At 70.8% G+C, this 19019-nt stretch carries 17 protein-coding genes; 7 read left to right on the forward strand and 10 right to left on the reverse strand.

Annotated elements, in window-relative coordinates; all coding sequences use genetic code 11:
• The first annotated feature begins 4 nt into the window (after nucleotides 1-4).
• Nucleotides 5-532, forward strand: a complete 528-nt coding sequence (locus tag ACX114_RS21515; RefSeq protein ID WP_459287322.1) for a hypothetical protein — start codon at nucleotides 5-7, stop codon at nucleotides 530-532.
• Between the two features lie 37 nt (nucleotides 533-569).
• Here the strand turns inward: ACX114_RS21515 and ACX114_RS21520 are convergent, their stop codons facing one another.
• From ACX114_RS21520 to ACX114_RS21530, 3 genes are all read right to left on the reverse strand, one after another.
• Nucleotides 570-692, reverse strand: coding sequence for a hypothetical protein (locus tag ACX114_RS21520; RefSeq protein WP_014396669.1), 123 nt, complete (start codon nucleotides 690-692; stop codon nucleotides 570-572).
• Nucleotides 693-747: 55 nt separating this feature from the next.
• Nucleotides 748-2130 (reverse strand): DmpA family aminopeptidase, encoded by a 1383-nt coding sequence (locus ACX114_RS21525; RefSeq protein WP_459287324.1) that lies wholly within the window; start codon nucleotides 2128-2130, stop codon nucleotides 748-750.
• Between the two features lie 65 nt (nucleotides 2131-2195).
• On the reverse strand, nucleotides 2196-2855 hold the full coding sequence (locus ACX114_RS21530; protein ID WP_459287326.1) for a TetR/AcrR family transcriptional regulator: 660 nt from the start codon (nucleotides 2853-2855) through the stop codon (nucleotides 2196-2198).
• A gap of 176 nt (nucleotides 2856-3031) precedes the next feature.
• Between ACX114_RS21530 and ACX114_RS21535 the strand changes: the two genes are divergently transcribed.
• Both ACX114_RS21535 and ACX114_RS21540 read left to right on the forward strand, forming a co-directional pair.
• Entirely contained in the window at nucleotides 3032-4462 is a 1431-nt protein-coding gene (locus tag ACX114_RS21535) for a carotenoid oxygenase family protein (RefSeq protein WP_459287328.1), read from the forward strand.
• A 75-nt stretch (nucleotides 4463-4537) separates the two neighbouring features.
• A complete protein-coding gene (locus ACX114_RS21540; protein WP_459287330.1) occupies nucleotides 4538-5821 on the forward strand; it encodes a phospholipase D-like domain-containing protein in 1284 nt (427 codons plus the stop codon).
• Nucleotides 5822-5884: 63 nt separating this feature from the next.
• Here the strand turns inward: ACX114_RS21540 and ACX114_RS21545 are convergent, their stop codons facing one another.
• From ACX114_RS21545 to ACX114_RS21565, 5 genes are all read right to left on the reverse strand, one after another.
• A complete protein-coding gene (locus ACX114_RS21545) occupies nucleotides 5885-8068 on the reverse strand; it encodes a D-alanine--D-alanine ligase family protein (RefSeq protein WP_459287332.1) in 2184 nt (727 codons plus the stop codon).
• A complete protein-coding gene (locus tag ACX114_RS21550; protein WP_459287334.1) occupies nucleotides 8053-8697 on the reverse strand; it encodes an RDD family protein in 645 nt (214 codons plus the stop codon). Before ACX114_RS21550 ends, ACX114_RS21545 begins: the two co-directional genes overlap by 16 nt.
• Entirely contained in the window at nucleotides 8694-9254 is a 561-nt protein-coding gene (locus ACX114_RS21555; protein ID WP_459287335.1) for a hypothetical protein, read from the reverse strand. Before ACX114_RS21555 ends, ACX114_RS21550 begins: the two co-directional genes overlap by 4 nt.
• Nucleotides 9255-9329: 75 nt before the next feature.
• Entirely contained in the window at nucleotides 9330-10298 is a 969-nt protein-coding gene (gene hemB, locus ACX114_RS21560; RefSeq protein WP_459287337.1) for a porphobilinogen synthase, read from the reverse strand.
• 63 nt (nucleotides 10299-10361) lie between these two features.
• On the reverse strand, nucleotides 10362-10571 hold the full coding sequence (locus ACX114_RS21565; protein ID WP_206794083.1) for a hypothetical protein: 210 nt from the start codon (nucleotides 10569-10571) through the stop codon (nucleotides 10362-10364).
• A gap of 398 nt (nucleotides 10572-10969) precedes the next feature.
• On the opposite strand from ACX114_RS21565, the gene ACX114_RS21570 reads away from it, so the two are divergent.
• The 4 genes from ACX114_RS21570 to ACX114_RS21585 all read left to right on the forward strand — a co-directional run bounded on the left by ACX114_RS21570 (nucleotide 10970) and on the right by ACX114_RS21585 (nucleotide 17130).
• Nucleotides 10970-11860, forward strand: a complete 891-nt coding sequence (locus ACX114_RS21570; RefSeq protein ID WP_459287339.1) for an ABC transporter ATP-binding protein — start codon at nucleotides 10970-10972, stop codon at nucleotides 11858-11860.
• A gap of 62 nt (nucleotides 11861-11922) precedes the next feature.
• Nucleotides 11923-12696 carry a hypothetical protein gene (locus ACX114_RS21575; RefSeq protein ID WP_459300229.1) on the forward strand — a complete coding sequence of 258 codons (774 nt, stop codon included), beginning with the start codon at nucleotides 11923-11925 and terminating at the stop codon, nucleotides 12694-12696.
• 3 nt (nucleotides 12697-12699) lie between these two features.
• Nucleotides 12700-13821 (forward strand): hypothetical protein, encoded by a 1122-nt coding sequence (locus ACX114_RS21580; protein WP_459287341.1) that lies wholly within the window; start codon nucleotides 12700-12702, stop codon nucleotides 13819-13821.
• A 141-nt stretch (nucleotides 13822-13962) separates the two neighbouring features.
• Nucleotides 13963-17130, forward strand: a complete 3168-nt coding sequence (locus tag ACX114_RS21585; protein WP_459287343.1) for a fused MFS/spermidine synthase — start codon at nucleotides 13963-13965, stop codon at nucleotides 17128-17130.
• A 9-nt stretch (nucleotides 17131-17139) separates the two neighbouring features.
• Here the strand turns inward: ACX114_RS21585 and ACX114_RS21590 are convergent, their stop codons facing one another.
• Both ACX114_RS21590 and ACX114_RS21595 read right to left on the reverse strand, forming a co-directional pair.
• Nucleotides 17140-18090 carry a DUF6268 family outer membrane beta-barrel protein gene (locus ACX114_RS21590; protein WP_459287345.1) on the reverse strand — a complete coding sequence of 317 codons (951 nt, stop codon included), beginning with the start codon at nucleotides 18088-18090 and terminating at the stop codon, nucleotides 17140-17142.
• A 129-nt stretch (nucleotides 18091-18219) separates the two neighbouring features.
• Nucleotides 18220-19014 carry a tRNA1(Val) (adenine(37)-N6)-methyltransferase gene (locus ACX114_RS21595; protein ID WP_459287347.1) on the reverse strand — a complete coding sequence of 265 codons (795 nt, stop codon included), beginning with the start codon at nucleotides 19012-19014 and terminating at the stop codon, nucleotides 18220-18222.
• Between the last annotated feature and the right edge of the window lie 5 nt (nucleotides 19015-19019).

The following is a 19019-nucleotide window of genomic DNA, read 5'->3' on the forward strand; positions in this document are numbered from 1 at the left end:
ATCCATGACTTCTGGACGTTTCGCTCCCCTGGCGGCCGTTGCCACGGCCGTGGTGTCCAGCACCTTCCTGATGCTCGGTCCCGCCGGCTGTGACGAGAGCCAGAGCGTGGCCTGCACCGACAACTGCCCCGCCGTGGAGGGCGCGTACCCCCTGACGTTCATCGGGGACGCGGGACAGCCCGCCGAGTGCACGAACCTGAACGTGCAGCCGCTGCCCAACGGCGAGGTGCTGACCCTGGCTCGCGGCGAGGGCGGCATGCTCACGGGCACCCTGGCGGGGGTGGCGCTGACGGGTCAGGTGTACGCGAACGGCGCGCTCAACCTGACCGGCCTGCCGCCACCCAGCGGCGACGGCGGGGTGAGCACCATCTACACCCTCACCGCGACCCACACTGGATCAGCCTCGACCGAGGACGGCGGCCTGGGCCCCGGCAGCCTGTCCGGGAACTTCAACGGCCAGTTCTCGCGCGTCCAGGGGACCAGCGCGCTGAGATGCAACGTGGCGCGCCCCTTCACGGCGACCCGGCAGTGAAGCCAGGGCCGCCGGGAGCGGCGCCAGGGAAGACGAACTACTTCTTCTTGCCTTCGGCGGCGGCGGCCTTGGCGGCTTCCTTCTGCTTCTTGATCCGCTTCTTCCAGTGCTGACGGATCTTCATCTGCACGCGGCGGTGCTTGCTCTTGCTGTTGGCCATGTGGGTGGCTCCTGGTCTCCGGAATGGAGCAAAGGGGGGCTTACCTATCAGAAGCCTACGGGCTCCCGGAAGAGGAACCCTCGGGGTCCTCCGGGACGGGCTTCGCGTCCGCTTCCGGCGCGGGGGCGGGGCCTGCGTCCGGCGGGGGCTCGTTGGGGGCCGGACGGGTCGGGAAGGGAATGCCCTCCGCGCCGCGCACCTGGGTGGGGAGGGCGCTCCCCAGGGTCACCTCCCCCTCCCGGTCCTCGTCGCTGGGGCGCTCCCTGGAGGCCGGCACGCTCGTCTGGTGGGGGCGCTTCTTCACCGAGGCGAAGATGGGGCGGCAGGCGTCCACGAAGCGGCGGACCTCGTCCAGGGGCAGCGCGGGCGAGTAGTTGTCGTTCACCCCCGTCATGGGCTCCGCCATGCACATGGCGTTGAGGATGGCCTCCTCCGTGGCCTCCATCACGGCCTCGTAGAGGGGGTCCAGGCGCTGATCCAGGAGGATCTTCATCTTGTAGACCATCTTCTGGGTGCGCCTGGGGATGATGTTCGCGGTGGAGAAGCCCACCACGATCTCACCCGAGCCGTGCGCCGCGTAGCTGCCCACCCGGCCGATGCCCAGGCCCACGCGCTTGCACAGGCGGTTGATCTGATGGCTCAGGAGCGGCGCGTCCGTGGCGACCACCGCGATGATGGAGCCATAGGACTTGCCGCGGTGCGGGGTGTTCTTGAACTTCTCCACCAGCACCTCGCCCACGGGCAGGCCGCCCACGCGCAGGTTGTGCATCTTCCCGAAGTTGGACATCACGAGCACGCCCAGCGTGTAGCCGCCCAGCACCTCCGGCAGCTTGCGCGACGACGTGCCGATGCCGCCCTTGAAGTCGCACGTCACCATGCCGGTGCCGCCGCCGACGTTGCCCTCCTGCACCGGGCCGGACTTCGCGGCGTTGATGGCGGCGAAGACGTGCTCCTGGCGCACGTGGCGGCCGGAGATGTCGTTGAGCCACGAGTCGTCGCACTCGCCCACCACGGGGATGATGACGTCGTGCTCGTCACCGATGCCCGGGTAGCGCTGGACGAGGTAGTTGGCCACGCCGTCGGACACCGCGCCCACGGCCATGGTGTTGGTGAGGAGGATGGGCGTTTCGATGAGGCCCCACTCCATGAGCTGCGTCATGCCGGAGACCTCGCCGGCTCCGTTGAGCACGAAGCCGCCTCCGCTCATGCGCTCCATGAAGATGTTGCCCAGGTTGGGCAGGATGGCCGTGACGCCCGTGCGCACCGGACCGTAGCCGGGCCGCAGCGGCCCCGAGCCTTCGATGAGCGTGGCGTGGCCCACCAGCACGCCCTCGACGTCGGTGATGGCGTTGTACTTCCCCGGCTTGAAGCGCCCCAGCGGAAGCCCCAGCTCCCGCGCCCGGACCCTCGGCCCATTCTCTTCCGGTATCCGCACCATGACACCGACCGTACCCGACAATCTCCGACGGTCAACCCTGCTTCCCTACCAACTGTCGCGCAGCTTCAGCCGCGCGCGGGCGGCCTCAGCCCCTCGACGAGCAGCCGCGTCTGCACGCGGGCGAGCGCCTCCGCGGCCTCCGCGCCCTGGGGCGATTCACCGAGCTGCCGATCCACGAACAGCGAAGCGAGCCCGTGCACGAGCGACCACGCGGTGAGCGTGAGGGGCCGCGACTCGCCGGGGCGCAGCAGGCCCGCGGCCTGTGCGGCCTCGATGCTGCTCACCAGGAGCGTGAAGGCGCCCTGCTCTCCTTCCGGCTCTGGGGGCGGTGACATGGGCCGGGTGAAGTGCGGGCCGAACATCACCCGGAAGTGCGGCGGGTGGCGCACGGCGAACAGCACGTAGGCCTCGCCCGCCGCGTACAGCCGCTCCAGGGGGCTGGTGTACGGGGCCATGCGCTCGCGCATCTCGCGCGCCATGGCGCGGAAGCCCTCGTGCGCCACCGCCTCCAGCAGCGCCTCCTTGTCCGCGAAGTGCCGGTACGGCGCCGCGTGGGAGACGTCCGCCCGCCGGGCCACCTCGCGCAGGGTCAGCGCGCCGAAGCCCTCCTCGGCGATGAGCGCCACCGCCGCGTCCACCAGCGCCTGACGCAGGTCTCCGTGGTGGTAGCGGCCCTTGTCCTCCGGTGCCTCCGCCGCCTGCTTCCGCTTGCCCCGCGTCGCCAACGTCCGTGCCTCCTCATGCGCCTGGTGTCGCCTGCGCGACTTGACCATCCACCGCGCGAAGTTACCAGCGTCAACATCCATGTTGACACCGACAACATGCGATGTTTACAGTGTCTACACGATGGGCGGCGCGGGGTCCTCCCGCGTCGTTACGCTGCACTGGAAAGGGAGCCGTCATGACGACCGCGATGAAGCAGACGATGTCCTCCTCCGCGCCGGGCTGGCTGCGGGCGTTCCGCACGCTCCCCCGCCAGCACGGCTTCGAGCCGCTGCGGGTGGAGGGCCAGGTGCCGGAAGGGCTGCGCGGCTCGCTGTACCGGGTGGGGCCGTGGACGTTCGACGTGCACGGCCGGGCGTACCAGCACTGGTTCGACGGGGACGGCGGGATGCTGGGCGTGCGCTTCGGCGCGGACGGGGTGACGGGCGCGTCGCGGCTGCTGGACACGCCCACCATGGTGGCGGAGCGCAAGGCGTCCTCGCAGCGCTACGGCGGCTACGGCACGCCCACGCCGCTGCTCCACAAGCTGAGCCAGGTGCGCAAGAACTCCGCGAACACGTCCGTGATGGCGTGGAACGGCAAGCTGTACGCGCTCTTCGAGGGCAGCGTGCCGGTGGAGGTCTCCCCGGAGGACCTGTCCACGCTGGGCGAGACGGACTTCGACGGCACGGTGGTGGAGACGTTCTCCGCGCACCCGCACCGCGTGCCGTCGCGCAAGGCGTCCTACAACTTCGGCATCCGCTACGGCCGGTTCACGCTGGCGGACCTCTTCGTCCTGCCGGACGGCGGCAAGGCCCAGCGGCTGGGCTCGGTGAAGCTGCCGGGCGCGACGATGGTGCACGACTTCATCGCCACGGACCGGTACCTCGTCTTCTTCCTGTCACCGCTGCGCTTGAACCTCTTCCGCGCGCTGCTCCAGGTGGGCTCGTACTCGGAGAACCTGCGGTGGAAGCCGGAGGTGGGCACGGACGTGCTGGTGGTGCCCATCGACGACGTGGAGCACCCGGTGCGCATCACCACGGACGCCTTCTACCTGTGGCACTTCGGCAACGCCTATGAGCAGGGCGACACGCTGGTGGTGGACTACGTGCGCTACCCCGACTTCACGACGAACCAGTGGCTGGGAGAGCTGGTGCGCGGCAAGACGTCCACCGACGCGAAGGGCATGCTGCACCGGGCGGTGGTGGACGTGAAGGCGGGCACCTTCCGCACCGAGCAGCGCGCCGACATCAGCTGCGAGTTCCCCCGCGTGGCCCCCGGCGTCGTGGGCCGCGAGCACCAGACCGTCTACCTGGGCGTGCACCAGAGCGATGAAGCCCGGCGCGGCCTCTTCGACGGCGTGGCGCGCATGGACATGGCCACGGGCCGCATGACGACGGCGTCCCTGGGCGAGGGCACCTACCCCTCCGAGCCCATCTTCGTCCCCCGCCCCGGCGGCGGCGCGGAGGACGACGGCTGGGTGCTCACCCAGGTGTTCGACGCGAAGACGGACACGTCCCACATCGCCGTGCTGGACGCGCGCCGGATGGAGGACGGCCCGGTGGCGCGCTGCCACTTCGACCACGCCCTGCCGCCCACGTTCCACGGCGGCTTCGCGCCCGGGAAGTGACACTGACTCCTGCTTTCTCTGCTTTCCATACCATTTCAGCTTAAATGGTTGGAAACGGAGAAACGGAGGCAGGCCATGAAACGGTTGTTGGCGGTGGCAGGACTGGTGGTGCTCGCGCTCACCGGGTGTCAGCCCGAGGCGCAGACGGATCCGAACCTGGCGGAGCAGGCCCAGGGTGCGACGAACGTGCCCGGGCTCTACGCCGTCTTCAACCAGCCGGACAACACGGGCACGCGGGACTACCGCATCAAGGACGAGATTGCCCGGCTCATCCAGAACAGCCCCAAGGGTTCCTACATCCGCATCGCCATGTTCCTGTGGACGACGGACCACCTGAACGCGGCCATCAAGTCCGCGCTGTGCCGGGGCGTCATCGTGCGGCTGGTGGTGGACGAGCAGAACGGCGGCGCCGCTTCGGAGTTCGCCTCCGGCGGCGTCATCCATGACCTGAGCAGCTACGTGCCCCCGGCGGCGACGTGCCCGGACGGCTTGAGGCTGGAGCTCACGCGGTGCAACGGCACGGGCGCGGGCAGTGCGTGCATCGCGGGCTTCGACCGCGAGGGCACCATCATGCACGACAAGATCTTCACCTTCTCCACCACCACGGATCCGCAGGGCAACCGCATCCAGCGCGTGGTGGTGCAGGGCTCCTGGAACAACACCTACTCCCAGAACAACTACTGGAACGACATGGTCGTCAGCTACGAGGACTGGGACTGGTACGACTACTGGGTCGGCTACCACAACGACCTGCGCGGCGGCACGAAGACGACGGACTACTACAACCCCACCACGGGCCAGGGTTACTACAGCTCCCCCAACGCGCCGTGGACCGCGTACTTCTTCCCTCGCGAGGGCAACGACAACGAGCTGTCCAGCGACACCGTGACGAACAACTTCACGGACTACATCAAGACGGCCGTGTCGGGCTGCACGCTGGACGTGAACCAGAACCACTTCAACGACAGCCGCGCCATCGTGGCCACGGAGCTGGTGCGCATTGGCAAGCTGGGCTGCCGGGTGCGCGTGCTCTACACGGACATGGACGCGGGCATCAAAACGAAGCTGAGCGGCGCGACGAACATCACGATCCGCCAGCTCTATGACGCCTCCGCCAACAACGTGAAGACGAGCGACGGCACGCCGCGCGAGGTGCTCACGCACAGCAAGCACTTCGTCTACTCGGGGAACTTCAACGGGACGGTGCGCAAGATGGTGCTGACGGGCTCGCACAACCTGTCCAAGAACTCGCTGCGCTACAACGACGAGAACCTAGTGAAGTTCTACTCGGACGCGCTGTGGCAGGCGTACCACGACAACTTCGAGAAGGGCTGGGCGCAGGCGCTCAACGACGGCTGAAATGAAACGGGGACGGCGCCTTCCGGGCACCGTCCCCTTCCCTGCCCGCGCTTCAGCGGTGGCTCAGGACTTGAGCTCCGGACGCGGCGCGGACGGGTTCTCCGCGGGGGCCGCTGCATTGGCCTGCGCGGTCTGCTCTTCAATCCGCTGCACGACTTTATTGAGCGGCGGCGCGTGCGCCCCGGCCGGGTTCTCCGTCTGGGCCCGGCGGGCCTCGCGCTCCTTGTAGCGGCGGATGGCGGGCGCCATGATCTCGCCAATCAGCGTCCGGTAGTCCATGCCGGCGCCCTGGGCGATGAGCACCAGGTCGCTCCAGCCGGGCGTGAGGCCGGGCAGCGGGTTGCACTCGATGAAGTAGATGCGCCCCTTGTCGTCCATGCGGAAGTCGATGCGCGCCACGTCGCGGCACCCCAGCGCCATGAACGAGTTGCGCGCCGCCGTGCGCAGCTTCTCCAAGAGCGCGGGCTCGATCTTCGCGGGCGCGTCGTAGCGGATGCGGTCCGTCCAATCCAGCTTGTGCTGAAAGCTGTAGACCGGGTTCTTCTCCGCCTTGTCCAGGAAGACGATCTCCATGGGCGGCAGCACGCGCGGGCGACGCTCGCCCAAGAGGCCCACCGTGAACTCACGGCCGCCGATGTACTCCTCAATCAGCGCGGGCTGCTGGTACTTGCCGGCGATCTCCTTCACCACGTCGCGCAGCTCGGCCTCCGAGTAGCAGACGCTCTTGGTGACGACGCCCTTGGAGCTGCCCTCCGCCACCGGCTTCACGATGAGCGGGAAGGAGGTGAACTCCTTGTTGAGGCGCTCCTTGCCCGTGACCATCAACTGGAAGTTGGGCGTGAGGATGCCCGCCTGACGGACGATCTTCTTCGCCAGCGCCTTGTCCAGCGCGAGCGACAGCGTCGCCGGGTCGCTGCCCGTGTACGGGATGTCCAGGAGCTCCAGCATCGCCGGCACCTGGCTCTCACGGTTGCGGCCCTTGAAGCCCTCCGCGATGTTGAAGACGATGTCCAACGGCGTGCTGGAGAGCACCGTGGGCAGCTCCGCCGTGGCCTCCAGGTCGATGACCTCGTGGCCCCACGACGCGATGGCCTCGCGGATGGCCTGGAGGGTGTTGGGCGAGTCGTACTCGGCCTCGCTGTCCTCCTGCACCGTCTCCGCCGTGGCGCTGGGCTTCACGCGCTTCACGTTGAAGCTGAAGCCCACGCGCAGCGGACCGGACTTGCGCGCGGGCCTGCCCTGGCGGCTCTTGTTGTCGCGGATCTTGTGACGCTTGCCCGCGCTCTGGATGATGGAGTTGATGACCCCGTCCAGGTGCAGCCCTTCCAGCTCCGCCGCGGCGTAGATGCCCGCGCCCGGCTCCAGGCTGGGCAGCGCGTTGATCTCCAGGAAGTACGGCACGCCCGCGTCGGACACGCGGAAGTCCAGCCGGCCCAGGTCGCGGCAGTCCAGCACCTGGAGGATCTTCTGCGCCATGGTGCGGACGTCCTCGGACATCTTCGCCGGGATGTTCGCGGGGGCGCGCACGGACACGGACTTCTCCCGGCGCGTCTTCAGCTCGTAGTCGTAGATGGCGTACTTGCGGCCCTGCGCGGCCTCCGGGTCGATGACGTACTCCACCGGCGCGAGCACGCCGTCGTAGTCGTTGTCCACCGCGGCCAGGAACGGCACCGTGAGGTCGCGCCCGCTGATGTACTCCTCCACCAGCACGCCCGCCGGGTACTTCTCCAGCGCCTTCGCCACCTTCTCGCGCACCTGCTCCAGCGTCTCCGCGACGGAGTCCTGGGTGATGCCCTTGGAGGAGCCCTCGAAGTTGGGCTTCACGATGACGGGGAAGCGCAGGTTCTCCGGCTGCAGCTCGTTGAGCTTCTCCACGTACTGCCAGCCCGGCGTGCGGATGCCGTGCTTGGAGAGGATGAGCTTGGTGAGCTGCTTGTCCAGCGTGAGCGCCAGCGCGTACGCGTCCGAGCCCGTGTACGCGAAGCCCAGCTCGTCGAAGAGCGCCGGGTAGAACGCCTCACGGAAGCGGCCGCGGCGGCCTTCCGCCGTGTTGAAGATGAGGTCCGGGCTGTACGCCTCCAGGCGGGCGACGGTGCGCGAAGCGGGGCCGCTCACCTCGAAGCGCTCCAGGCGGTGGCCCAGCCGCTCGATGGCTCCCGCCAGCGTGTTCACCGTCTCCTGCGTGTCGAACTCCGCCTCTTCTTCCGAGTCCGAAAGCCGCAGGTTGTAGGTCAGCGCGATGCGCATGGCTTACCCCGTCTCCCTTTCCTGAATGCCTTGCCGCGGCGCACCTTGGCCGCGGACATCAACCGTCCGGGAGCGCGCGTGGCGCCCACCGGCGTGCGGGCTGCAACCGTCGCGCCCGCCACAACCTTCCCGTCCACCACCTGCGTCTGCGCCCAGGTGTCCCCCAGCCGCAGGCCCAGCGGGTCGCGCAGCACGCGCCACGCCTCCACGCCGCCAATCACCACGAAGCCCGCCAGGGCGGCCACCACGCCGTGCGGCGCGGGCATCATCCCCAGGAGCACCACCAGCGCGAGCGGCGCGTTGCGAAGCGTGCTGTCACGGTGCCGCGCGGCCGAGCGCGTGGGCAGGTGCATCACCTTCACGCCGCAGATGCGCTTGCCCACGCTCTGCCCCTGGAGCATCCCGTCCGCGAGCAGCAGGAACAAGAGCGCCACCACCGCGCCCGCCGCGCCGCACACCACGTACAGGCCCCAGGCCACCGCGCAGTCGATGACCCGTGCGCCCAGGCGCAGGAGCAGCGACGCCTTCGGGTACGGTGAGTCCGGCTCCGCGTCCTCCTGCACCAGCCGCAGCACGCGGCCCGCGCTCCGGCCCTCCGCCATGAGGCTGCGTTCAGGGGCGGTGCTCACTCCTCGGGCTCCAGCGTGAGCCCCTCTTCGGTGGGCTCCGGCTCATCCAGCCCCGCCAGCTTCGCCAGCCGCTCGTGCGCGGACAGCGGGTGGACGAAGGGGACCACCGTCTGCGCGTGCTCTCCCGCCGCTTCCGCCGCGAGCTGGGCCGTGGGGCTGCCCGTTTCGGACATGCGCAACAGCTTCTGCCGCGCGTCGTCCTCGTCGTGCCGCGCGGCCTCGCCCTCGCGGGTGAAGAAGACGAAGGCCATGGCCGGGCGCTTGGAGGACTCGCGCATCGCGAACTGCACGCCGTCCAGGTTCCAGCCCCTGGCCGTCCACTCGTTCAAGGTGCGCTCCAGCGCTCCCTCGTCCACGGTGGACAGCTCCACCACTTTGTACTGCAACGGCCCGGGCTCACGGATGACGGGAGCGCGGCCCTTCCCGGGGCGCTGGCCCGACCTGGAGCGCGGCGACTGGCTCTTGCGAGTCGTCCGAGCCTGGGGGCTCGTCGCGGCGCCACGTCTGGGCGGAGGCTTCTCGGTTCTACGTCCGGGCCGCTTCTTCTGGGTGGGCATCGTGTGCGGACCATTTGGGCGCAAGCGGCGGAAGCGATCAAGCCTTCCGCCGAACACGGGCGCCCGGGGTGTCGCCTACAGGAGCTTGGCCGCTTCCAGGGCGTGGTAGGTGATGACCAGGTCGGCGCCGGCGCGCTTGATGGACGTGAGGACCTCCAACATCACGCGCTCGTAGTCCACCCAGCCGTTCTGCCCGGCGGCCTTGAGCATCGCGTACTCGCCGGAGACGTTGTACGCGGCGAGCGGCAGGTCGAAGTTCTCCCGCAGCGCGCGGATGACGTCCAGGTACGACAGCGCCGGCTTCACCATGATGAAGTCCGCGCCCTCCTCCACGTCCAGCGCCGTCTCGCGGATGGCCTCGCGCACGTTGCCGGGGTCCATCTGGTAGCCGCGGCGGTCGCCGAACTGCGGCGTGCTCTGCGCGGCCTCACGGAACGGGCCGTAGAAGCCGGAGGCGTACTTCGCCGAGTACGCCATGATGGGCGTGTCCTGGTGCTTCACCTCGTCCAGCGCCTTGCGGATGGCGCCGATGCGGCCGTCCATCATGTCCGACGGCGCGATGATGTCCGCGCCCGCCTGCGCGCAGGTGACGGCCATCTGGGCCAGGAGCGGCAGCGTGGCGTCGTTGGCCACGTGGTTGCCGTCCAGCACGCCGCAGTGGCCGTGGTCGGTGTACTCGCACAGGCACACGTCCGCGATGACCTGGAGGTCCGGCTCCGCCGCCTTGATCTCCCGGATGGCGCGCTGGACGATGCCGTCCGTCGCGTACGCTTGGGTGCCGCGCGCGTCCTTGTGGTCCGGGATGCCGAAGAGGATGACGGAGGGCACGCCCAGCGACTTCGCGAGCTTCGCCTCCTTCACCGCGTGCTCCAACGAGAGGTTGAAGATGCCCGGCATGGAGGAGATGGGCCGGCGCACGTCCCGGCCTTCCACGACGAACAGCGGATAGATGAAGTCCGTGGGCGAGAGGCGCGTCTCTCTCACCATGTCACGGAGGGCCGCCGAGCGGCGCAGCCTGCGGGGACGGTGGACGGGGTGGGCCATGGGTCGCCGGTATAAACCGCCGGGCCCCGCGCTTCACCCCTTCCGCGTCGCGAATCCGCCTGCTCAGCCGGCGACGGGGCGCCAGGTCAGCTGCTGGCGGCGGGAATCGCGCGCCATGCGGTCGGCCCGCCGGCCGGCCAGGTCCGCCTCGTACAGCGCCCGTGCGTAGCGCACCCGCGCCGCCTCGGTCCCGGTGCTCAGCTCCCGCTCGGCGGCCTCCAGCTCACGGCGCGCGTCCTGAAGCTGCTGCTCGGTCCCGTTTGCCCACGTCATGCCCATGTCTCCTGTGTGGTGTGGCCGCGAGGGCGGTTGGCTTTCGTGCCCCGCGGGTCGCTGACAGGCATTGCAGGGCCTGGACCAGGGGCACCGTTGGAACCCCGAGGAGTGCAACATCCGGGAATAACGAGGTGTCGCGTCGCGCCACGTGCGCTCCGGGTGCGCAATGACTTTCCCAGCGGCGCGAACAGGGGAACGCGCCACGGAAGCCCGCATGCAGGGCCGCCCGTCCCTCCCTCGGGGGCTGCCTGCTTCCATGCGGGTGCAATCATCCGCCCACCGGGTCGTCTACAGTCGTAACCGTGACGACCCCACCTCCCGCTCTCGAAGTGCAGGGCCTGCGCAAAACGTATCGCCGAGCGTTCGGACGTGGCGGCCATGAGGCCCTGCGGGGCATGGACCTCCACGTCCCGGCGGGCAGCGCGTTCGGGCTGATTGGCCCCAACGGCGCGGGCAAGACGACCTTCATCAAGAGCGTGCTCGGCATCGTGCGACCCACCGCGGGCACGGTGCGGGTGCTGGGCGGGTCGCCGGAGGATCCCGCCATCCGCGCGCGCATCGGCTACCTGCCGGAGCGGCTGCACCTGCCGGGCACGTGGAAGTCGCCCGCGTTCCTGGCCACCGTGGCGCGGCTCAAGGGGCTCAAGGTCGACGCGGGCGCGCACGCGCGGCTGTTGGAGCGCGTGGGACTTTCGGACGCGCTGGACCGGCGCATCGGCGGCTACTCCAAGGGCATGCGGCAGCGGCTGGGGCTGGCGGCGGCGCTCCTGGGAGATCCGGCGCTGCTCGTGCTGGACGAGCCCACGGACGGCATCGACCCCATGGGCCGCCTGGAGGTGCGCCGCATCCTCCAGGAGGAGGTCCAGAAGGGCGTGACGCTGTTCCTCAATTCGCACCTGCTGGCGGAGACGGAGCGCGTGTGTGACCGCGTGGCCATCCTCGCGGACGGGCGCGTGCTGCGCGAAGGACGGCTGGAGGAGCTGGCGAAGGCCGGGGCCCGCTGGCGCGTGCGCTTCGCGCCCGGCGCGGACCGGGAAGCGCTGGGGACCGCGGGCTTCATGGCCGTGGCGGATCCAGCGCGGGGACCAAGGACGGACGGAGCGCCCGCGGGCGGTGGCCGGGAGGATGGCGTGTACATGGTGGACGCGGCGGACGTGGCGGTGCTCAACGCGGCGCTGGACAAGGCGCGGGCGTCGGGCGCGCTCTTGATGGAGCTCAAGCGCGAGGGCGCGGACCTGGAGGCGGTGCTCGTGGGCGCGGTCGGCGGGCCGGGGGTGGCGGCGTGAAGAGCCCTGTCTTCGTCATCGCCGGTTACGTGCTGCGCGAGGCGGCGTCGCGCAAGTTCATCATGGCCTTCATGGTGGGGCTCACGCTGGTGCTGGCCACCGTGGCGCTCAGCCTCAAGCTGGAGGTCGTGGACGGAGCGCTCGCGGCGACGCGCCTGTTCGGCGAGGTGATGCGCTCCAACATCATGTCCGTGGATGTGGCGCTGCGGCCCATGTACCGCGCGGCGGCGTACCTGGTGTTCTACGGCGGCATCCTCTTCGGCATCGTCGCGTGCTCGGACTTCGCGCCGGGGCTGCTGTCTCCCGGCCGCATCGAGCACCTGCTCGCCCTCCCCTTGCAGCGCTGGCACCTGCTGGCCGGCACGTTCCTGGGGGTGATGACGCTGGCGGTGGGCGGCACGGTGTACGCCGCGGGCGGGCTGACGCTCATCTTCGGGGTGAAGACGGGGTACTGGACGGTGGGGCCGCTCATCGCCGGGGGCCTGGCGTGCGTGGGGTTCGCGGCGGTGTACGCGGTGATGCTCACCACGGCGACGCTGGTACGCAGCGCGGCGCTGTGCTCGGCGGCGGGCTTCGTGCTGCTGGTGGGCGGCATCCTCGCGGGCTTCCGCGCGGACGTGTCGCGCTACCTGGAGTCGGGCTTCGGGCGCACGGCGTTCGAAGCGGTGACGCTGGTGCTGCCCCGGCTGTCCGCGCTGGCGTCGCGCGCGGCGGACCTGGCCAGCTCCACGCCGCTGGAGAAGGGTTCGCTGGGAATGCTGCTGGGTGGCGTGCTGGTGTTCGGACTGGGGGCCCTCTCCGTGGGCTTCTGGCACTTCGAGGGAAAGGACTGCTGAACCATGGATTCGCGCGGGCGCAGGAGGGTGTGGCTGCTGGGGGCGCTGCTGTTGTTCGCCGGGGGCGCGGTCCTGATGTTCACGGGCCAGGGCGACAAGCCTCCCGCTGAAGCTCCGGACGTGGAGTTCCCCCGGCGCATGAAGGGCGCGGACCTGGAGCGCGCGGAGAAGCGGCGCACCTGGGTGATGCCCGCGGTGGTGGACGCGGGCGTGGCCGCGCCGGTGAAGCCGAGGGATCCGCTGCTCGCGGCGCTGCCCCGGGGCCCGGGCCGCACGGCGGTGGTCATCGAGGCGAACGCCCTGCGCTACTCGCCCGTGGGTGAGCTGCTCATGGACTGCCTGCTGCGCGACGGCGGCAAGAACCTGGAGCAGTTCAAGGCGATGAGCGGCGTGGATCCGCTCCAGGACCTGGACCGGCTGGTCGTCACCGACGAGGGCGTCATCCTCTCCGGCGACTTCAGCAAGGCGAAGTACCAGGAGCTCCTGGGAGAACGCGTGGCGTCCGACCACGGACCGGGCGCGCGCGTGTACGAGCCGGGGGACACCACCTTCGCCCTGCCGGACGGCGGCACGCAGCGCGGGCGCATGGACACCGCGGTGGGCACCTGGAACAACCAGATGCTGGTGTTCGGCAAGTCGCCGGACTCCGTGAAGACGGTGTTGGACCGCATGGACGGGCGCGGCCAGGAGGAAGGGCCGCCGCTGCTGGATGAGAACAGCACCTACGGTGAGATGTACGGCGTGCTGGCGGTGGAGACCCTGGCCAAGCTGCTGGGGCCGGGCCAGGAGGAGCTGGCGCGGCGGCTGACGGACGTGGCCCAGAACGTGGAGCTGCACCTGGACACCAGCGGCGACGTGGCCATGGTGGCCAACGTGACGGGCCTGGACGCGGAGAAGATGACGGACCTGGGCAAGTCCCTGGGCGGCGCGCTGTCCATGGCGCGCATGAAGGCGCAGGCGGACGGCAAGGAGGACCTGGCGCAGCTGCTGGACTTCGCGAAGGTCCGGCCGGACGGCTCTTCCTTCAAGCTGGAGCTGGCCGTCCCCCTGGCCACCCTCCAGGAGCAGCTCGCCTGGTGCCGCCAGGAGCGCCAGGCCGCCGAGCGCGCGAAGCCGGCGCCCTAGCGGGCCCTGGGAGGCTCCGCGCCGCTGTTTTCTCCGGCGCGGTCCTTAGGGAATACTGCGGCACCGCAAGGGGCCGCGACCCGCCACGGACACAGGGCGCGCGGACCCCTCGAGGGTCCAATGAACGCGCGCGTTGGGAGGGTGGCACCCCTCCTCTTCGGTTCGGGGCTTTGCGCACTCGTCTACCAGACGGTGTGGCTCAGGGAGTTCCGCCTCATCTTCGGGGCGTCGACCGCCGCGTCCGCCGCGGTGCTCGCCATCTTCATGGCGGGGCTGGGGCTGGGCAGCGCGCTCCTGGGCGCGAGGGCGGACCGGCAGGCACGGCCGCTGGCCTTCTACGCGAACCTGGAGCTACTCATCGCCGGGAGCGCCGCGCTGAGCCCCTTCCTCGTGGAGGCGGTGCGCGCCATCTACATCGCCCTGGGCGGCACGCCGGTGATGGGCCTGGGGCCAGGCACCGTGGTGCGGCTGGCGCTGTCGCTGCTGGTGCTCGCGGTGCCCACCGTGCTCATGGGCGGCACGCTCCCCGCCGCGGCGCGCGCGGTGCTCTCCGACGCGGATCCGCACCGCCGCGACCTCGCCCTGCTCTACGGCGTCAACACGCTGGGCGCCGTGACGGGCACGGTGGCGTCCACGTTCCTGCTGCTGGAGGTGCTGGGCAACCGCGCCACGCTCTGGTCGGCGTGCCTGCTCAACGCGCTCGTGGCCATCATCGCGCGCTCCGTGAGCCGGTCGATGGAGCCCGGGGAGCCCGCCGCTCCGGCCACGCCCGCGCCCGCCGGCGGGCCCACGGCTCCTGCTCCCGTGGCCGACGCGGGCGCCCTGCCGCCCCGGGGCTTCGTGCTGGTGACGGCCGCCGTGGTGGGCTTCGCGTTCCTGCTGATGGAGCTGGTCTGGTACCGCATGCTGGGGCCGCTGCTGGGCGGCACGACGTTCACGTTCGGGCTCATCCTCGCCCTGGCGCTGCTGGGCATCGGCCTGGGCGGCACGGCCTACACCGTCTTCTTCCGCCACCGCCCGGCCACGCTCCTGGGCTTCGCGCTCACGTGCGCGGCGGAGGCCGTGCTGATGGCGGTGCCCTTCGCGCTGGGGGACCGGCTGGCCATCCTCGCCGCGCTGCTGCGTCCGCTGGGGGCCCTGGGCCTGGGCGGCATGGCGCTGGGCTGGACGTTCATCACCTCCATCGTGGTGCTGCCCGCCGCGTTCGTGTCCGGCGTGCAGTTCCCGCTGCTGCTCGCGCTCATCGGGCGCGGCCGCCAGGACGCGGGCCGGCAGGTGGGCCAGGTGTATGCGTGGAACACGGGCGGCTCCATCGTGGGCTCGCTCGCGGGCGGCTTCGGGGTGATTCCGCTGCTCACCGCGCCCGTCACCTGGCAGGCCGTGTCGGGGCTCCTCGCCGCGCTGGGCCTGGGCGCCGCGGTGCTCTCCTTCCTGCGGGAGCGCCAGCGTGGCGCGCTGCTGGCACCCGCGCTGGCCACCGGACTGGCCGTGCTGCTGCTCACCGCGCAGGGGCCCACCGCCGCGTGGCGCCATTCGGGCGTGGGCGCGGGCCGCGCCAGGCTGGGGGACGCGGACAGCCAGCAGTTGGACCGGTTCCGCTCCGCCATCCGCGCCGCCATCTCCTGGGAGCATGAGGGCGTGGAGAGCAGCGTCGCGCTCGCGGACGGCAACGGCCTCAACTTCATCGTCAACGGCAAGGTGGACGGCAACGCCATCGACGACGCGCCCACCCAGGTCATGTCGGGCCTCATCGGCGCGCTCCTGCACCCCTCTCCGCGCACGTCGCTCGTCATCGGCCTGGGCACGGGCAGCACCGCGGGCTGGCTGGGGCGGGTGCCGGGGATGGAGCGGGTGGACGTGGTGGAGATCGAGCCCGCCATCCTGGAGGTGGCGCGCCGCTGCCACGCCGTGAACGCGGGCGTGATGGACAACCCGAAGGTGCGCACCACCATCGGGGACGCGCGCGAGGTGCTGCTCACCACCCGCGAGCGCTACGACATCATCTTCTCCGAGCCCTCCAACCCCTACCGCGCCGGCATCTCCAGCCTCTTCACGCGCGAGTTCTACCAGGCGGCGAAGGAGCGGCTGGCCGAGGGCGGCCTGTTCCTGCAATGGCTCCAGGCCTACGAGGTGGACGCCCTCACCGTGCAGAGCGCCTACGCCACGCTGTCCTCGGAGTTCGCGTCGGTGGACACGTGGCAGACGCACACCGGAGACCTGCTGCTCGTCGCCTCCACCGGGCCGCTGTCACATGACCTGGAGCGGCTGCGCGCCCGCATCACGCAGGAGCCCTACCGCACCGCCCTGCACGCCATCTGGCGCACGGACGAGCTGGAGGGCGTGCTCGCGCACTTCATCGCGAACGCGGAGCTGGCGAAGCTGGCCGCGGAGCACGGCGAGGAGATGATCAACACCGACGACCTGTCCTCCATGGAGTTCGCCTTCGCGCGCAGCCTGGGCCGGTCCGTCTTCTTCTCCCCTTCCGAGCTGCGCCGCACCGCCGCCGAGCTCAAGGTGGACCGGATGGCGTTCGCGAACGGAAGCCCGGACTGGCACCGCGTCGACGAGCTCCGGCTCTGGCTGGGGTACACGGTGCCCGGGCCGCGCTCCGAGGCCTTCCGCGCCTACGACGCCTTCGTCGACGCGGCGGTGGCGGGCCGTGACGCCCAGGTGGTCGCCCTGTGGCAGCCCCTGAAGCGGCAGGCCCGGGGCCCGCGGGAGGAGTACGCGCTGGCGCACGCCCTGGTGATGACCCGGCATCCGGACGCGCTCACCGCCGTGCGCTCCCTGGAGGAACGCTTCCCCGTGGAGGCCACGATGCTGGAGGCCCTGCGGCTGGAGTCCCAGGGGCAGGATGCCCCGGCGGTCGCGCTGCTGGAGCGGGCCTTCACGGCCTTGCGCCAGAATCCATGGCCGGTCCCCGCGTTGACGGAAGAGGCCCTGAACACCGCCTTCCGGCTGGGCCAGCGCTCGCCGGAGCTGGCGCGCAGGCTCTACGCGGTGCTCGAACAGCCCTTCGCGGCGAGCGCGGCCTCCGACCAGCGGGAGCGGATCCGCGCCGGGCTCGCGGTCACTGCGGGAGGCGTGGAGCTGTGCGTGGAGGGACTCGCGCCCCTGGAACCGCACGTCCCCTGGAACCGCGACCTGCTGCTGACCCGCGCCGACTGCTATGCCCGGCGACGCGACCCCCGGGCGGAGGCGGCGCGGGAGGACCTGGAGCGATTCATGGCCCAGGAGCCTCCCGCCTTCCTCGCGGGCGTCGAAGCGGAAGACGCGCCACGCGCCGCGGAGGCCTCGGAGGGGAAGTAGGCCCCGCGCTCAGTTCGCCGGGCGCGGGCTCTTCGCCTTCGCCTGGGGACGCTGCGGGCGCCAGCCCAGGACGACGCGGCCATACAGCGCGGGCCCCATGTCCAGCCCGCGCACGTTCAGGCTCTCGCGCTCGCGGTCCAGCAGCGCGTAGTCGTTGATCAGCGACAGGCCCACCGACGAGCTCAGCCACAGGTCGCGTCCCAGATGGACGTTCACGGTGGGCCCCACGCGGACCTGCGTCTCGCGCAGGTAGCTGGCGTTCAGCGCCTGGAGCTCCGGGTCGAAGCGGGTGCGCAGCACCTGCATGTCCAGCGCGCCCACCAGCCCCAGCTCCACCGTGTCGCCCAGCCTGCGCAGCAGCGTGAGCCGGGGCAAGCCCACCTCCAGGACGTACGGGCCCCGGTTGTAGGTCAGGCTCAGCATGGGGATCACCGGCAGCGCGTCGAACGGCCACAGCGCGACCACGCCGAACGTCAGCCCGAGCCCCGGCGTGTCCTCGAACTGGTAGTTGGCCATCGCGAACGCCACCCACGACGTGTCCAGCGCCATGTCGAAGGACGACCGGAAGTCCGTGCGGGTGCTGGCCGTCACGCCCGTGACGAGCAACCAGCGCGGCGCCAGGGGCCGGACGGCCGTGAGCCCCAGTTGGATGCGGTGGTACTGCTGATCCACCGTGTCGTCCTTCAGGGTGGGCACGTTCGCGCCCATCCACCGCGTCTCGTAGCCCACCGACGGCAGCAGGTACGTGCGCCCCACGACGAGCGGCGGCAGCGGCACGCGCAGCTCCAGGGTCCGCCGCTCCTTGATGCGGGCGCCTCCCGCCTCCAGTGAGCCGCCGCCGGAGAGGCCGTAGCTCAGATAGAGCCGGTCCGCCTGCGTCTGCGCCTGCGCGCTGGAGCCCAGCAGCAGCGCCGCCACGGCCCAGCAGCCCAGGACCGGGGCCAGGAGTCGCCATCGCACGGCGCGGTGGAAGTCCACGCGCATCACACCCTGCCTTCGCAAAGACGGGGCGGCCGGTCCCGGCCCCGAGGCCGGGGAGTCTACCCTGCCCCGCCGCACCCTGGGTGAAGCGAAAGTCGTGTGGGTGTGTCAGCCGACCATGGCGTTGACCTCTTCCGTGAAGGCCGCCTCCTCGTCCGCGTGGACGAAGAGCGGCGGCAGCACGGTGAGGTCCGCCCGGCCGCCCTTCACCGCGTGGAGCAGCACCAGCTTCGCGGGCCGGTCCGCGCGCGGGTGCACCATGCGCACCGTGCGCGGCTCCAGTTGCAGCGTGCGCAGCACCGACACCAGCTCGCTGAAGCGCGACGCCGGGTACACCATGCACAGCGCTCCCCGGGGCACCAGCACGTACGCCGCGGCGCGCACCACGTCCGGCAGCTCGCAGGCAATCTCATGCCGCGCGAGCGCCTTCTCCCGGGACAGGTTGCTCTGGCCCGTGGTGCGCGCGCGGTACGGCGGATTGCACAGCACGTGACCGAAGCTGCTCGCGGGGAACGTCTCCGTCACGTGCCGCAGGTCGCCCTGCACCAGCGTCACCGCGCCCTCGCAGCGGTTGAGGTACACGTTGCGCTCGGCCAGGGAGAACAGGCCCGGCTGCAGCTCCAACGCGGTGATGTCCGCCCTCCCGAACCGGCGGGCCAGCACCAGCGGGATGATGCCGCACCCGGTGCCCAGGTCGAGCAGCCGCCCCCGGTCCGCTCCCGCCTCGAACACCGCGAAGTGCGCCAGCAGCACGGGGTCCAACGTGAAGCGGTAGCCCAGCCGGCGCTGGAGCACCTGCACCTCACCTCCGCAGATGGCGTCGAGCGTCTCCCCCGGGCCCGGCTCCAACCGCAGCCGCACCCGCTGGGGCCAGTCCTGCGCGGTGCCGGTCAGCGCACGCACTCAGG

This window comes from Corallococcus sp. M7 (assembly GCF_054512695.1).

Bases quoted from the DNA above. Each gene is read 5' to 3' on its own strand.
- ACX114_RS21520 (WP_014396669.1), bottom strand. From the start codon at position 692: ATGGCCAACAGCAAGAGCAAGCACCGCCGCGTGCAGATGAAGATCCGT.
- ACX114_RS21570 (WP_459287339.1), top strand. From the start codon at position 10,970: ATGGACCTCCACGTCCCGGCGGGCAGCGCGTTCGGGCTGATTGGCCCC.
- ACX114_RS21515 (WP_459287322.1), top strand. From the start codon at position 5: ATGACTTCTGGACGTTTCGCTCCCCTGGCGGCCGTTGCCACGGCCGTG.
- ACX114_RS21545 (WP_459287332.1), bottom strand. From the start codon at position 8,068: ATGCGCATCGCGCTGACCTACAACCTGCGGCTTTCGGACTCGGAAGAA.
- ACX114_RS21575 (WP_459300229.1), top strand. From the start codon at position 11,923: ATGGCCTTCATGGTGGGGCTCACGCTGGTGCTGGCCACCGTGGCGCTC.
- ACX114_RS21580 (WP_459287341.1), top strand. From the start codon at position 12,700: ATGGATTCGCGCGGGCGCAGGAGGGTGTGGCTGCTGGGGGCGCTGCTG.
- ACX114_RS21555 (WP_459287335.1), bottom strand. From the start codon at position 9,254: ATGCCCACCCAGAAGAAGCGGCCCGGACGTAGAACCGAGAAGCCTCCG.
- ACX114_RS21565 (WP_206794083.1), bottom strand. From the start codon at position 10,571: ATGACGTGGGCAAACGGGACCGAGCAGCAGCTTCAGGACGCGCGCCGT.
- ACX114_RS21525 (WP_459287324.1), bottom strand. From the start codon at position 2,130: ATGGTGCGGATACCGGAAGAGAATGGGCCGAGGGTCCGGGCGCGGGAG.
- ACX114_RS21535 (WP_459287328.1), top strand. From the start codon at position 3,032: ATGACGACCGCGATGAAGCAGACGATGTCCTCCTCCGCGCCGGGCTGG.
- hemB (WP_459287337.1), bottom strand. From the start codon at position 10,298: ATGGCCCACCCCGTCCACCGTCCCCGCAGGCTGCGCCGCTCGGCGGCC.
- ACX114_RS21540 (WP_459287330.1), top strand. From the start codon at position 4,538: ATGAAACGGTTGTTGGCGGTGGCAGGACTGGTGGTGCTCGCGCTCACC.